The following is a 14,130-nucleotide window of genomic DNA, read 5'->3' as shown; positions in this document are numbered from 1 at the left end:
GGGCAATAAAAAAGGGCGATAAATCACCCTTTTGTCATTTTATGAGGTCAGCCCCAAAAAATTTATTCGCCCGTTTTGGTCCAGGTATCACGAAGACCGACGGTGCGGTTAAACACCAGTTGCGTCGGTTTCGAGTAAACGCTGTCGGCGCAGAAATAACCTTCACGTTCAAACTGAAACGGTGTTGTTGGTTCCACATCGCGCAGGCTGGGTTCAACAAAGCCGTTTTTGATGGTCAGTGACTCAGGATTAATGACCGCCAGGAAATCCTCTGCAGCAGCCGGGTTTGGCACACTGAACAGACGGTCATACAGGCGGAACTCAGCTGGCTGCGCGTGATCCGCAGAAACCCAGTGAATCACGCCTTTGACTTTGCGGCCATCGGCTGGATCTTTGCTCAGCGTATCAACATCGCTGGTGCAGTAGATGCAGGTAATGTTGCCCGCTTCATCTTTGGCGACCCGCTCAGCACGAATCACATAGGCGTTACGCAGGCGGACTTCTTTGCCCAGCACCAGACGCTTATATTGTTTGTTCGCCTCTTCACGGAAATCCGCGCGATCGATCCAGATCTCGCGGCTGAACGGCACTTCACGCGTGCCCATCTCCGGTTTACCCGGATGATTTGGCATGGTGACGATTTCGCTATGGCCTGCTGGCAGGTTTTCGATCACCACTTTAAGCGGATCTAAAACCGCCATGGCGCGGGGCGCATTCTCGTTGAGATCATCGCGGATACAGGACTCCAGCGAGGCCATCTCCACGATGTTATCCTGCTTGGTCACGCCAATACGACGACAGAACTCACGGATAGAAGCGGCGGTGTAACCACGGCGACGCAGACCTGAAACGGTCAGCATGCGCGGATCGTCCCACCCTTCTACGTGCTTCTCGGTCACCAGCTGAGTGAGTTTACGTTTCGACATCACCGCATACTCCAGATTCAGGCGCGAGAATTCATACTGACGCGGATGAACCGGAATAGTGATGTTGTCCAGCACCCAGTCATAGAGACGGCGGTTGTCCTGAAACTCCAGCGTACAGAGCGAGTGCGTAATGCCTTCCAGCGCATCGGAGATGCAGTGGGTAAAGTCATACATCGGGTAGATGCACCACTTATTGCCGGTCTGGTGGTGTTCCGCGAACTTGATGCGGTAAAGCACCGGATCGCGCATCACGATGAAATTAGAGGCCATGTCGATTTTGGCGCGCAGACAGGCGGTGCCTTCGGCAAACTCACCGTTTCGCATCTTCTCAAACAGCGCCAGATTCTCTTCCACGCTGCGATCGCGATAAGGGCTGTTTTTACCCGGCTCTTTCAGGGTGCCGCGATATTCACGAATCTCATCCGGACTCAGTTCATCAACGTAGGCCAGTCCTTTGGAAATCAGCTCGATGGCATAGTTGTAGAGCTGATCGAAATAGTTTGATGAGTAACAGACCTCACCGCTCCACTCAAAACCCAGCCACTGAACGTCACGCTTGATGGATTCAACGAATTCCATATCCTCTTTAACCGGATTGGTATCGTCGAAACGCAGGTTGCATTGCCCCTGATAATCCTGGGCGATGCCAAAATTCAGACAGATCGATTTCGCATGACCAATATGCAGATAGCCATTGGGCTCCGGCGGAAAACGGGTATGCACGCTGCTGTGCTTACCGCTCGCCAAATCTTCGTCAATGATCTGACGAATAAAGTTAGTTGGGCGGGCTTCAGCCTCACTCATCTCAAAAATCCTCAATACGAATAACGGGTGATTTGTACCACGAAGTAACGGAGTATGATCCACAAAGCGTCTGAGGGAAACAACCGTTTGTTAAGCCTTTAAAACAAAAAAGGCAGGAATCGCTTCCTGCCTGTGGGGTTCTGTTGCGGGGATTAGCCTTTCACTTCATACAGCGGGGTTTCCCCTGCTATTACCTGACCCTGTGCCAGTAAAGTCAGACCGGCGAAATCGTCGCTGTTGCTGACCACGACCGGACTCACCATTGAGCGGGCATTGGCGTTAAGGAATTCAAGGTCCATCTCCAGTACTCGCTGACCGGCGACCACGCTGGCCCCCTCTTCAACCAGACGGGTAAAGCCTTTACCTTCCAGCGCCACGGTATCCAGCCCCATGTGCACCACAATCTCCACGCCATTGTCGGTTTCCAGACAGAAGGCATGATTGGTGTTAAAGATTTTCACCAGCGTACCGGCAATCGGTGCCACTACCCATTTGTCGCTGGGCTTGATCGCCAGACCGTCACCCACCGCTTTGCTCGCAAAGGCTTCATCCGGCACATCATCCAGCGCCACGACTTCACCGCTGACCGGCGCCAGCAGCGTGGCGATGACCTGCTTCTCACTGTTCAGCACCGCCTGCGGTTTAACATCCGGCTCGGCCGGCGCACTGCTGGTAGCCGCTGCAGCGACCGGACCTTTGGTCAGCACTTTTTTCATGGCCGAGGCGATGCTTTCTGCCTGGGTACCCACGATGATCTGCACGCTCTGTTTGTTAAGACGGATTACGCCGGACGCGCCAAGACGCTTAGCAACCGCCTCATTCACCTGCGCCGAGTCATTCACGTTAAGACGCAAACGGGTGATACAGGCATCGATACTGGTTAAGTTAGCTGAACCACCAATCGCCCCAATGTAGCGGCGCGCCAGTGACTCTGTGGCACTTTCACCGCTATCCGTTTTATCAACGTTAACGTCATAACCATCAGTTTCATCACCATCAACCGCCAGCTCGCGGCCCGGCGTCATCAGGTTGAATTTTTTGATGGTAAAGCGGAACACCACATAATAGATAACGAAGAAGACCAGACCCTGCGGGATCAGCATGTACCAGTGTGTCGCCAGCGGATTACGGGTCGACAGCACCATATCCACCAGCCCGGCGCTGAAACCAAATCCGGCAATCCAGTGCATGCTGGCAGCGATGAAGACAGAAATACCGGTCAGGACGGCGTGGATCAGATAAAGCACGGGTGCTACGAACATGAAGGAGAACTCCAGCGGTTCGGTAATACCCGTAAAGAAGGCAGCAAACGCCGCGGCCAGCATGATACTACCCACTTTGACGCGGTTCTCAGGACGCGCACAGTGGTAGATAGCCAGCGCAGCACCCGGCAGACCAAACATCATGATCGGGAAGAAGCCCGCCTGATAACGACCGGTGATGCCGACAGTTGCCGATCCGTCAGCCAGTGACTGTGCACCGCCAAGGAATTTAGGAATGTCATTAATGCCCGCAACATCGAACCAGAACACCGAGTTCAGGGCGTGATGCAGACCGACCGGAATCAGCAGGCGGTTAAAGAAGGCGTAGATACCGGCACCGGCAGAGCCGAGCTTCTGGATATGTTCACCAAAGTTAACCAGACCATTAAACACCACGGGCCAGATATACATCAGGATAAAAGCGACAAAGATCATCAGGAACGAAACGAGAATCGGCACCAGCCGGCGTCCGCTGAAGAAAGAGAGTGCCTTAGGCAGTTCAACGTGGCTGAAGCGGTTATAGACCTCTGCCGACAGAATACCGACAAGGATGCCGACAAACTGGTTTTCAATTTTGCCAAAGGCTGCTGGCACCTGATCCAAAGGAATTTTCTGAATCATCGACACTGCAGCTGGTGAGCAGAGCGTGGTGACCACCAGAAAGCCGACATAGCCAGTCAGGGCAGCGGCACCATCTTTATCTTTTGACATGCCGTAGGCTATACCGATCGCAAACAGCACCGACATGTGCTCAATGATTGCCGCACCCGACTTGATCAGCAATGCCGCCAGCGCATTACCTGCGCCCCAGCTGTCTGGATCGATCCAGTAGCCCACGCCCATTAATATCGCTGCTGCTGGCAGGGTTGCTACCGGCACCATCAGTGCGCGCCCCACCTTTTGTAAGTAACCTAACATATCCCCTTCCCCCTATGAGCCTGACTTGTCGCTTTGCGCTGCTTAATGTTGTTATGTCAGCTGCAAAGATCGTTAATACACTTCATATCACGCAGCGAAGTGTAATGATAAATTAATTCGCCTCGCAAATTAAAAGCCTGGTAAATGTGATTTTTATCACTAAAAAACATCGTTTCATACGGCAACATCTGGCTATGACCGTAAACTTATTTTATGATCCGAAATATTGAATTATGCGCTGGCCATGGCGACAATGAATCATCTGTTCAGATTGGTGACTCACGCAACGGCTTAGCCATCCCCTTTCTATTTTCAATTGAGGTGAAACATGAGACTGATTCCTTTAGCGACACCAACCCAGGTGGGAAAATGGGCCGCCCGACATATTGTTAATCGTATCAATGCGTTTAACCCGACGGCGGATAAACCTTTTGTCCTGGGTCTGCCAACCGGCGGTACGCCACTGGAAGCGTACAAACACCTGATTGATATGCACAAAGCGGGCCAGGTCAGTTTTAAAAACGTCGTGACGTTCAATATGGATGAATATGTTGGCCTGCCAAAGGAGCATCCTGAGAGCTATCACAGCTTCATGTATCGAAATTTCTTCGATCACGTTGATATTCAACCGGAAAATATCAACCTGCTGAATGGTAATGCCCCCGATATTGACGCAGAATGTCGTCAGTACGAAGAGAAAATTCGCGCGTTGGGTAAAATTCACCTGTTCATGGGCGGCGTCGGCAACGACGGTCATATCGCCTTTAACGAACCGGCTTCCTCTCTCGCTTCCCGTACCCGCATTAAAACCCTGACCCATGACACCCGCGTGGCGAACTCCCGCTTCTTTAACGGTGACGTTGATCAGGTGCCTAAATATGCGCTGACGGTCGGCGTCGGTACGCTGCTGGATGCAGAGGAAGTGATGATTCTGGTTACCGGCCATGTTAAAGCGCAGGCATTACAGGCGGCGGTTGAAGGCAACGTTAATCATATGTGGACTATCAGCTGCCTGCAGCTGCACGCGAAATCGGTGGTAGTGTGCGATGAGCCGGCCACCATGGAACTGAAAGTGAAAACCGTGAAATATTTCCGCGAAATGGAAGCGGAAAATATGAAAGGCGTGTAACAGAACATTGTCATGCCCTGCTGTTACGCTGAGTGACAGCAGGCCAGGACGGGAGAAGAGAGATGTACGCATTAGTTAACGGTCGAATCTACAGTGGCCATGAGGTTCTGGATAATCACGCGGTGGTAGTTGCCGATGGGCGTATAGCGCGCGTCTGTCCGCGTGAAGCACTCCCGGCGGATATTGAGCAGCGGGATATGGCAGGGGCAAATATTGCGCCAGGCTTTATCGATCTCCAGCTCAATGGCTGCGGTGGCGTGCAGTTCAATGACAGCCTTGAGGCGCTCAGCATTGAAACGCTGGAAACGATGCAGCGCGCCAATGAAAAGTCTGGCTGCACCAGCTTTTTACCGACGCTTATCACCAGCAGCGACGCCCTGATGAAACGGGCGATTGAAACCATGCGCGCCTACCTGCAGAAACATCAGAATCAGGCGCTGGGTCTGCATCTGGAAGGGCCCTGGCTGAGCAAAGCGAAAAAAGGCACCCACGATCCGGCGCTGATTCGCCTGCCGGATGCGGCAATGGTGCAGTACCTGTGCGACAACGCGGACGTCATCACCAAAGTCACGCTTGCCCCTGAAAATGCGGGTAGCCATGTGATTCGTCAATTGACTGATGCCGGGATTATTGTCTCAGCCGGTCACTCGAATGCGACCTATGAAGAAGCTAAAGCGGGCTTTTCTGCTGGTGTGAGTTTCGCGACGCACCTCTACAACGCCATGCCCACTTTTGCGGGACGTGAACCCGGGCTTATCGGTGCGCTGTTTGATTCGCCTGATGTATACTGCGGCATTATTGCGGACGGTTTACATGTACATTACGCTAACGTGCGCAATGCAAAACGCATTAAAGGCGACAAACTGGTGCTGGTCACGGATGCCACTGCACCGGCTGGCGCAGACATAAGCGAGTTTATTTTTGCAGGCAAAACAATCTATTATCGCGATGGGCTCTGTGTCGACGAAAACGGCACATTAAGTGGTTCTGCCCTGACGATGATTGAAGCGGTACAAAACAGCGTTGAGCATGCAGGGATCGCACTGGACGAAGCGTTGCGCATGGCAACACTCTACCCGGCACGGGCGATGGGCGTGGAAAGGCAGTCAGGCTCGATCGAAGCAGGAAAAATCGCGAACCTGACTGTGTTTACGCGCGACTTTAAAATCATAAAGACGTTTGTCAACGGAGACGACGTCCTGAGCGAGTAAGCACTGAATGACCACTGGCGGCCAGTCACAAATAGGAAATGTCGATCTTGTTAAGCAACTCAATAGCGCAGCGGTTTACCGGCTGATTGATCAACAGGGGCCGATATCGCGCATTCAGATTGCCGAACTTAGCCAGCTCGCGCCCGCCAGCGTCACCAAAATTACCCGTCAGTTGATTGAGCGCGGCCTGATCAAAGAGGTAGACCAGCAGGCGTCTACCGGTGGTCGCCGCGCCATCTCCATCATCACTGAAACCCGCCATTTCCATACCATCGGCGTCCGCCTCGGACGCAACGACGCCACCCTGACTCTGTTTGACCTCAGCGGTAAATCGCTGGCGCAGGAAGATTATGCGCTGCCGGAACGCACTCAGGAGACGCTGGAACATGCGCTGTTTAACGCCATCAGCAGCTTCATTGAGCAGCACCAGCGTAAAATTCGCGAGCTGATCGCGATTTCAGTGATCCTGCCAGGGCTGGTCGATCCGATTAACGGCGTGATCCGCTATATGCCACACATCTCTGTCAGCCGCTGGCCGCTGGTCGCCAGCCTGAAAAAACGTTTTAACGTTACCAGTTTTGTGGGTCATGATATTCGCAGCCTGGCGCTGGCTGAGCACTATTTCGGTGCAAGCCGCGACTGTGCTGACTCGATTCTGGTGCGTTTACACCGTGGCACGGGCGCCGGCATTATTGCCAACGGCCATATTTTTCTCGGCAGCAACGGCAACGTTGGCGAGATCGGCCATATTCAGGTCGACCCGCTTGGCGAGCGCTGTCACTGCGGCAACTTTGGCTGCCTTGAAACCATTGCCGCCAACGGCGCCATTGAAAATCGGGTACGCCATCTGCTGAATCAGGGCTATCCCAGCGTACTGACGCTGGAGGCGTGCCAGATATCCCACATCTGCAAAGCGGCCAATCAGGGTGATGCACTGGCCTGCGAAGTGGTTGAGCACGTTGGCCGTTATCTTGGCAAAGCTATTGCGATTGCGATCAACCTGTTTAATCCGCAAAAAGTGGTGCTGGCGGGTGAGATCACTGAAGCAGAAAAAGTGCTGCTGCCCGCGATTGAGGGCTGCATTAATACTCAGGCATTAGAGGCCTTCCGTAAAAATCTGCCGGTCGTGCGTTCCACCCTGGATCATCGTTCCGCTATTGGCGCCTTTGCGCTCGCTAAACGTGCCATGCTTAACGGCATTCTGCTGCAACATCTTCTGGAAGACTAAGCTAACCCGCTGCTGTGGCGGGCCATATCGGATCTGACTATGACCATTAAAAGCGTAATTTGTGATATCGATGGCGTGCTGATGCACGACAACACGGCCGTTCCCGGCGCACAGGAGTTTTTACAGCGCATTCTGGCCAAAGAGATGCCGCTGGTGGTGCTGACGAACTATCCCTCGCAAACCGAGCAGGATCTGGCAAACCGCTTTGCCTCGGCCGGTGTCGAGGTGCCCGACTCCGTTTTCTATACCTCCGCAATGGCAACCGCCGACTTCCTGCGCCGTCAGGAGGGCAAAAAGGCGTATGTGATTGGTGAGGGCGCACTGATTCATGAACTCTACAAAGCGGGCTTTACCATTACCGATGTGAATCCCGATTTTGTCATTGTCGGAGAGACGCGCTCGTTTAACTGGGACATGATGCATAAAGCGGCCTTCTTCGTGGCTAATGGCGCCCGCTTTATTGCCACCAACCCGGATACTCATGCGCGCGGTTTTATTCCTGCCTGTGGCGCACTCTGTGCGGGTATTGAGAAGATATCAGGCCGTCGCCCGTTTGTGGTCGGCAAGCCCAGCCCCTACATCATGCGCGCCGCGCTGAACAAAATGCAGGCCCACTCGGAAGAGACCGTGATTGTCGGTGACAATCTGCGAACCGATATTCTGGCCGGTTTTCAGGCGGGTCTGGAGACGGTGCTGGTGCTCTCCGGCGTCTCGACGCTGAGTGATATCGATGCCATGCCGTTCCGTCCGGACTGGATCTACCCTTCTGTGGCCGATATCGACCTGTTCTGATTCATTTCTCTTATGACGCATCCGGCTAATCTGTGATGCGTCACCTCTTTTTGCGCTATATATCCCACTTTTACTGCCTGATTTCTGCTCACAAAAGCTATTTTATTGCTGATCCATCAACGAAACGGCATTAAAATTATTGTTTATTCAATTTTATTGCCATGCAAGCAATCTTTTTATCAGTAAATCACGATTCCTCTTGCATTGAATGCACCAAATAGCGCATTTTCTTATGTATCACGCAGCATCAGGCTGCCGGACAAACGCAAAAGATAACATCGCCGTAAGGTGAGCTCAGGAGTCAGTTATGTGTTCAATTTTTGGTGTGCTGGATCTGAAAACCGATCCTGTTGAGCTGCGCAAAAAAGCGCTGGAATGTTCACGCTTAATGCGTCATCGCGGCCCGGACTGGTCAGGCGTCTATGCCGATGACCATGCTATTCTGGCGCATGAACGTCTCTCAATTGTTGACGTTAACAATGGCGCACAGCCGCTGTACAACGCCGATCACACCCACGTACTGGCAGTTAACGGCGAAATTTATAACCATCAGGCACTGCGCGCTGAACTCAGCGATCGCTACGCGTTTCAGACCGGTTCTGACTGTGAAGTGATTCTGGCGCTCTATCAGGAGAAAGGTGTCGATTTCCTCGATGAGCTGGAAGGCATGTTCGCCTTTATCCTCTATGACACCGTTAAAAAAACGTACCTGATTGGTCGCGACCACATCGGCATCATCCCGCTCTATATGGGTAACGATGAGCATGGCAACCTGTTTGTTGCTTCAGAAATGAAAGCGCTGGTGCCAGCCTGCCGTTCAATCAAAGAGTTCCCGCCGGGAAGCTACCTCTCCAGCACCGATGGCGATATCCGCCGTTACTGGCAGCGCGACTGGATGGAATATAAAAACGTTGAGCACAACACCACCGACGCCGCTGGCCTGAAACATGCGCTGGAAGAGTCCGTGAAAAGCCACCTGATGTCAGATGTGCCTTACGGCGTGCTGCTGTCAGGCGGTCTGGACTCTTCCATCATTTCAGCCGTGACAAAGCGTTACGCGGCGAAGCGGGTTGAAGATCAGGATAAAAGTGATGCGTGGTGGCCACAGCTGCACTCCTTCGCGGTAGGGCTGGAAGGTTCACCCGACTTAAAAGCGGCGAAATCGGTGGCGGAGCATCTGGGCACCGTACACCATGAAATTCATTTCACCGTGCAGGAAGGTCTGGATGCCATTCGCGATGTGATTTATCACATTGAAACCTATGACGTCACCACCATTCGTGCCTCTACGCCAATGTACTTAATGTCACGTAAAATTAAAGCGATGGGCATTAAGATGGTGCTGTCGGGCGAAGGCGCAGATGAAGTCTTCGGCGGCTATCTCTATTTCCATAAAGCGCCAAACGCCAAAGAGTTCCACGAAGAAAACGTACGTAAACTGCAGGCGCTGCATATGTTCGACTGCGCCCGTGCCAACAAAGCGATGTCCGCCTGGGGCGTTGAAGCCCGCGTACCGTTCCTGGATAAAAAATTCCTGGATGTGGCGATGCGAATCAACCCGGCCGATAAAATGTGTGGCAGCAACGGTAAAATGGAGAAGCACATTCTGCGTGAATGTTTCTCCTCTTACCTGCCGGAGAGCGTGGCGTGGCGTCAGAAAGAGCAGTTCTCGGATGGCGTAGGTTACAGCTGGATCGACTCACTGAAAGAAGTGGCTGCGAAGCAAATCAGCGATCAGCAGCTGGCTACCGCTCACTTCCGCTTCCCGTTCAACACGCCGGGTTCGAAAGAAGCCTATCTCTATCGTGAGATCTTTGAAGAGCTGTTCCCGTTGGCGAGCGCGGCAGAGTGTGTGCCTGGCGGTCCATCGGTCGCCTGTTCTTCTGCCAAAGCGATTGAATGGGATGAAGCGTTTAAAAACATGGACGATCCCTCTGGTCGTGCCGTGGGTGTGCATCAGTCAGCCTATAAATAAGCCGGCAGAAAGCAACCAGAATGGGCCCGTTGTGGCCCATTTTTTTTACGATTAGCGTTGTATTCACTGAAAAATTGCCGAATAAACATCCAGGCTGGTTATAAGCCAGTCAAACAGCGATTATCTGGCAAAAAACGGTAAAAAAATTGTTGACGCTGTCTGGTCAACTCCGCATAATGCGCCCCGCAACGCCGATGAAGGTAACGCGAAAAAAAGATGGCTACGTAGCTCAGCTGGTTAGAGCACAGCACTCATAATGCTGGGGTCACAGGTTCGATTCCCGTCGTAGCCACCATCTTTTTTTGCGGGAGTGGCGAAATTGGTAGACGCACCAGATTTAGGTTCTGGCGCCGCAAGGTGTGCGAGTTCAAGTCTCGCCTCCCGCACCATTTCATTATTCGGCAGCGTGGATGGGATATCGCCAAGCGGTAAGGCACCGGTTTTTGATACCGGCATTCCCTGGTTCGAATCCAGGTATCCCAGCCAATTTCGATGATTCTCGAGGCTGAGAACGGACGAATGGGATATCGCCAAGCGGTAAGGCACCGGTTTTTGATACCGGCATTCCCTGGTTCGAATCCAGGTATCCCAGCCATCATTGAAATGCAGTACAATTTGGCTACGTAGCTCAGCTGGTTAGAGCACAGCACTCATAATGCTGGGGTCACAGGTTCGATTCCCGTCGTAGCCACCATATAATTGGGGTGTCGCCAAGCGGTAAGGCACTGGTTTCTGATACCAGCATTCCGGGGTTCGAATCCCTGCACCCCAGCCATACAAAAGACAATTTGAAAAACACCATTATTGGGGTGTCGCCAAGCGGTAAGGCACTGGTTTCTGATACCAGCATTCCGGGGTTCGAATCCCTGCACCCCAGCCAAATTGCACAACCTGGCCCGCTTTTGCGGGCTTTGTTGTTTTTGTCGTTCCCCTTCCTGATTTCCTGATTGCAGGCCCGCCGTATGGCGAGCCAACATGCGCAATCTGCTATAACCCCAGCGCGTAGCGCAATACCTGCCGCTTCAGTACCCCGGAATGTTCGGCGGCAATCAATCCGAGATTACGTGCAAACCGCAGCGGTGCCAGCTGATTGCTGAAGGCAAAATAGAACAGATCCATACCGCCCTGCATCAGCATATTGTCTTTACGACGTTGCCGGTGATAGCGCTGCAATACGCGCTCGGATGCCCAATCTTCCGCCGCACCGCGTGCGCTGACCAGCACATTAATCAACGCATCAATATCGCGATAGCCCAGATTCACGCCCTGCCCGGCCAGCGGATTAATGGTATGCGCGGCATCACCGACCAGCGCCAGTCCTGGCAGGACATACCGTGAAGCGTGACGCCGTACCAGCGGGAAGCCGCCAGCCGCATGGGCTTTAAAACGTCCCAGCCGCGCCGGGAAGTGGCTGGCTATCTCTTTTTCCAGCTGGGCCATCGGCATCGCCTGTAGCTGGCGGACTCTTGCAGGCGCGTCATACCAGACCAGCGAGGCCCGGTTGCCATACAGCGGTAAAAAGGCGCGCGGTCCCTGAGGCGTAAAGTGCTGCCAGGTCGCATCGCCTGCCGGATGTTCGCAGGTCACGCTGATCAGTAAACAGGATTGCGCATAGCTCCAGCCATGAATACCGATCCCGGCCATCTGTCGCACCTGAGAGTTCGCGCCATCAGCCCCAACCACCAGGCGGGTGTGTAAGGCAACGTCGTCGTTGAGGTCGATGCGCCAGCCGCCATTTTCTGGCTGCAGGTTCTCCAGTGTGGCCGGGCAATAGCAGGTCACGCCCAGCGACTGCATCTCCTCCCATAGCGCCCGCTGAAGCACGCTGTTCTCGACCATAAAGCCCAGCTCGGGCAGCCCCAGCGAGGCCGCATCAAAACTCACCTGCGCCGTCTGCCACTCCCAGGTTTCCAGCCTGCGATAGGGCGCGCTGCGCATCGCCTCTACCCGTGGCCAGACGTTGAGCTGCTTCAGCAACCCCACCGAGGATGACCCAATCGCCGAAATTCGCAGATCGGGATCGCTGTCGGCATCAAAAGGCGCGGGTTCGGCACGCTCAATGACCGCAACGCGAAAATGTTGCTGCGTCAGTCCACAGGCCAGCGCCGCACCGACCATGCCACCGCCAACAATCACTACATCAAACTGATTATCCTGCATTGCTTATGTCCCTCTCTTATTCCCGCCAGCCTGCGCAACACGGGTCTGAATAAAGCAAAGTGTACCGGAAAACCGGATTGCTGGCAGAAAAGCCCTGAGGCTGGTCACAACAGCATCAAAGCATTACAATACGCGCCCCGCACTTCACTGCACTGAATCAATGGTTAGCGCGATGACAAAAAAACTGCATATCAAAACCTGGGGATGTCAGATGAATGAGTATGATTCATCCAAGATGTCTGATCTGCTGAACAGTACGCACGGCTATACGCTGACCGAGGTTCCTGAAGAGGCGGATATTCTGCTGCTTAACACCTGTTCTATTCGTGAGAAAGCGCAGGAGAAGGTATTCCACCTGCTGGGACGCTGGAGAAAACTCAAAGAGCGCAACCCGGATGTGATTATCGGCGTGGGCGGCTGCGTGGCGTCGCAGGAAGGGGATCATATCCGCCAGCGTGCGCCCTGCGTGGATATCGTTTTTGGTCCGCAGACACTGCACCGCCTGCCAGAGATGATCAACACCGTGCGCGGCACCAAAAGCCCGGTGGTCGACATCAGCTTCCCGGAAATCGAGAAATTTGATCGCCTGCCGGAACCGCGCGCAGACGGCCCGACTGCCTTTGTCTCCATCATGGAAGGCTGCAACAAATATTGTACTTTCTGCGTGGTGCCTTACACCCGTGGCGAGGAAGTGAGCCGTCCCAGCGATGACATTCTGCTGGAGATCGCTCAGCTGGCGGCGCAGGGCGTGCGTGAAGTTAACCTGCTTGGCCAGAACGTTAACGCCTATCGTGGTGCCACCTTTGATGGTGAAATCTGTACCTTCGCTGAGCTGCTGCGCCTGGTCGCCGCCATCGACGGTATCGACCGCATTCGCTTCACCACCAGCCACCCGATTGAGTTCACCGATGACATCATTGAGGTCTACCGCGATACGCCGGAACTGGTGAGCTTCCTGCACCTGCCGGTTCAGAGTGGATCAGACCGTATTCTGACGCTGATGAAGCGTGCTCATACCGCGCTGGAGTATAAGGCGATTATCCGCAAGCTGCGCGCGGCGCGCCCGGATATTGAGATCAGCTCTGACTTCATCATTGGTTTCCCCGGCGAAACTCAGCAGGATTTCGAGCAGACCATGAAGCTTATCGCCGAGATCAATTTCGACGTCAGCTTCAGCTTTATCTACTCTGCCCGTCCCGGCACGCCCGCCGCTGACCTGCCGGATGATGTCAGCGAAGAGGAGAAAAAGCAGCGTCTGTGGATCCTGCAGGACCGCATTAACCAGCAGGCGCAGGCGATCAGTCGCCGCATGGTAGGCACAGTGCAGCGTATTCTGGTGGAAGGCATCTCCCGCAAGAACGTGATGGAAGTCTCTGGCCGCACCGAAAATAACCGCGTGGTAAATTTCGAAGGCTCGCCTGAAATGATCGGCCGCTTTGTGGATGTTGAGATTGTTGATGTCTACACCAACTCGCTGCGCGGCAAACTGGTGCGTACTGAAGAAGAGATGGGGCTGCGCATGGCGGAAAGCCCGGCGTCTGTGATCGCCCGTACCCGTAAAGAAAATGAAATCGGCGTGAGTCTGTTCCAGCCGTGATGCCCGCTTTACTGTGCGGCAGCGCGCATCGCGTTGTCGCCAATTTCACTTTGCACCACTTGCTTTCTGAAAGTGTCGCCCAAATATCTCTCCATAAGCTTGCGCCCAGGCGTTACGGCATAAATAAT

The 14,130-nt window shown here is 53.7% G+C and carries 9 protein-coding genes and 7 tRNA genes; 13 read left to right on the top strand and 3 right to left on the bottom strand.

Annotation, left to right across the window (positions count from 1 at the left end):
* Window positions 1-62: 62 nt before the first annotated feature.
* Both glnS and nagE read right to left on the bottom strand, forming a co-directional pair.
* On the bottom strand, window positions 63-1,730 hold the full coding sequence (gene glnS, locus GVJ63_RS17815; RefSeq protein ID WP_010671287.1) for a glutamine--tRNA ligase: 1,668 nt from the start codon (window positions 1,728-1,730) through the stop codon (window positions 63-65).
* 152 nt (window positions 1,731-1,882) lie between these two features.
* Window positions 1,883-3,910 (bottom strand): N-acetylglucosamine-specific PTS transporter subunit IIBC, encoded by a 2,028-nt coding sequence (nagE, locus tag GVJ63_RS17810; RefSeq protein WP_033771135.1) that lies wholly within the window; start codon window positions 3,908-3,910, stop codon window positions 1,883-1,885.
* 328 nt (window positions 3,911-4,238) lie between these two features.
* On the opposite strand from nagE, the gene nagB reads away from it, so the two are divergent.
* The 12 genes from nagB (at window position 4,239) to GVJ63_RS17750 (ending at window position 11,125) form a co-directional block, all read left to right on the top strand.
* A complete protein-coding gene (gene nagB / locus GVJ63_RS17805; RefSeq protein WP_010260676.1) occupies window positions 4,239-5,039 on the top strand; it encodes a glucosamine-6-phosphate deaminase in 801 nt (266 codons plus the stop codon).
* A 62-nt stretch (window positions 5,040-5,101) separates the two neighbouring features.
* Window positions 5,102-6,250, top strand: a complete 1,149-nt coding sequence (gene nagA / locus GVJ63_RS17800; protein WP_159227180.1) for an N-acetylglucosamine-6-phosphate deacetylase — start codon at window positions 5,102-5,104, stop codon at window positions 6,248-6,250.
* Window positions 6,251-6,257: 7 nt separating this feature from the next.
* Window positions 6,258-7,478, top strand: coding sequence for an N-acetylglucosamine repressor (locus GVJ63_RS17795; protein WP_010260667.1), 1,221 nt, complete (start codon window positions 6,258-6,260; stop codon window positions 7,476-7,478).
* 39 nt (window positions 7,479-7,517) lie between these two features.
* Window positions 7,518-8,270, top strand: a complete 753-nt coding sequence (locus GVJ63_RS17790; protein ID WP_010260664.1) for an HAD-IIA family hydrolase — start codon at window positions 7,518-7,520, stop codon at window positions 8,268-8,270.
* A gap of 307 nt (window positions 8,271-8,577) precedes the next feature.
* On the top strand, window positions 8,578-10,245 hold the full coding sequence (gene asnB, locus GVJ63_RS17785) for an asparagine synthase B (protein ID WP_159227179.1): 1,668 nt from the start codon (window positions 8,578-8,580) through the stop codon (window positions 10,243-10,245).
* A gap of 218 nt (window positions 10,246-10,463) precedes the next feature.
* A tRNA-Met gene (locus GVJ63_RS17780) sits at window positions 10,464-10,540 on the top strand.
* A gap of 9 nt (window positions 10,541-10,549) precedes the next feature.
* Window positions 10,550-10,634, top strand: a tRNA-Leu gene (locus tag GVJ63_RS17775).
* A 22-nt stretch (window positions 10,635-10,656) separates the two neighbouring features.
* Window positions 10,657-10,731 (top strand) — tRNA-Gln (locus GVJ63_RS17770).
* Window positions 10,732-10,765: 34 nt separating this feature from the next.
* Window positions 10,766-10,840 (top strand) — tRNA-Gln (locus GVJ63_RS17765).
* A gap of 22 nt (window positions 10,841-10,862) precedes the next feature.
* A tRNA-Met gene (locus GVJ63_RS17760) sits at window positions 10,863-10,939 on the top strand.
* 6 nt (window positions 10,940-10,945) lie between these two features.
* Window positions 10,946-11,020 (top strand) — tRNA-Gln (locus GVJ63_RS17755).
* 30 nt (window positions 11,021-11,050) lie between these two features.
* Window positions 11,051-11,125: transfer RNA gene (locus GVJ63_RS17750), tRNA-Gln, on the top strand.
* A gap of 107 nt (window positions 11,126-11,232) precedes the next feature.
* Here the strand turns inward: GVJ63_RS17750 and ubiF are convergent.
* Complete coding sequence (ubiF, locus tag GVJ63_RS17745; protein WP_050680187.1) at window positions 11,233-12,405, bottom strand: 3-demethoxyubiquinol 3-hydroxylase; 1,173 nt, start codon at window positions 12,403-12,405, stop codon at window positions 11,233-11,235.
* A 172-nt stretch (window positions 12,406-12,577) separates the two neighbouring features.
* Here ubiF and miaB point away from each other — a divergent pair, with 172 nt between their 5' ends.
* On the top strand, window positions 12,578-14,002 hold the full coding sequence (gene miaB, locus GVJ63_RS17740) for a tRNA (N6-isopentenyl adenosine(37)-C2)-methylthiotransferase MiaB (protein WP_010671281.1): 1,425 nt from the start codon (window positions 12,578-12,580) through the stop codon (window positions 14,000-14,002).
* Window positions 14,003-14,130: the final 128 nt, after the last annotated feature.

The organism is Pantoea sp. 18059 (genome assembly GCF_902706165.1).
Classification (GTDB): Bacteria; Pseudomonadota; Gammaproteobacteria; order Enterobacterales; family Enterobacteriaceae; genus Pantoea; species Pantoea agglomerans.
The sequence above is the reverse complement of the archived record's forward strand: the minus strand, read 5'-3'. Positions and strand labels throughout refer to the sequence as shown.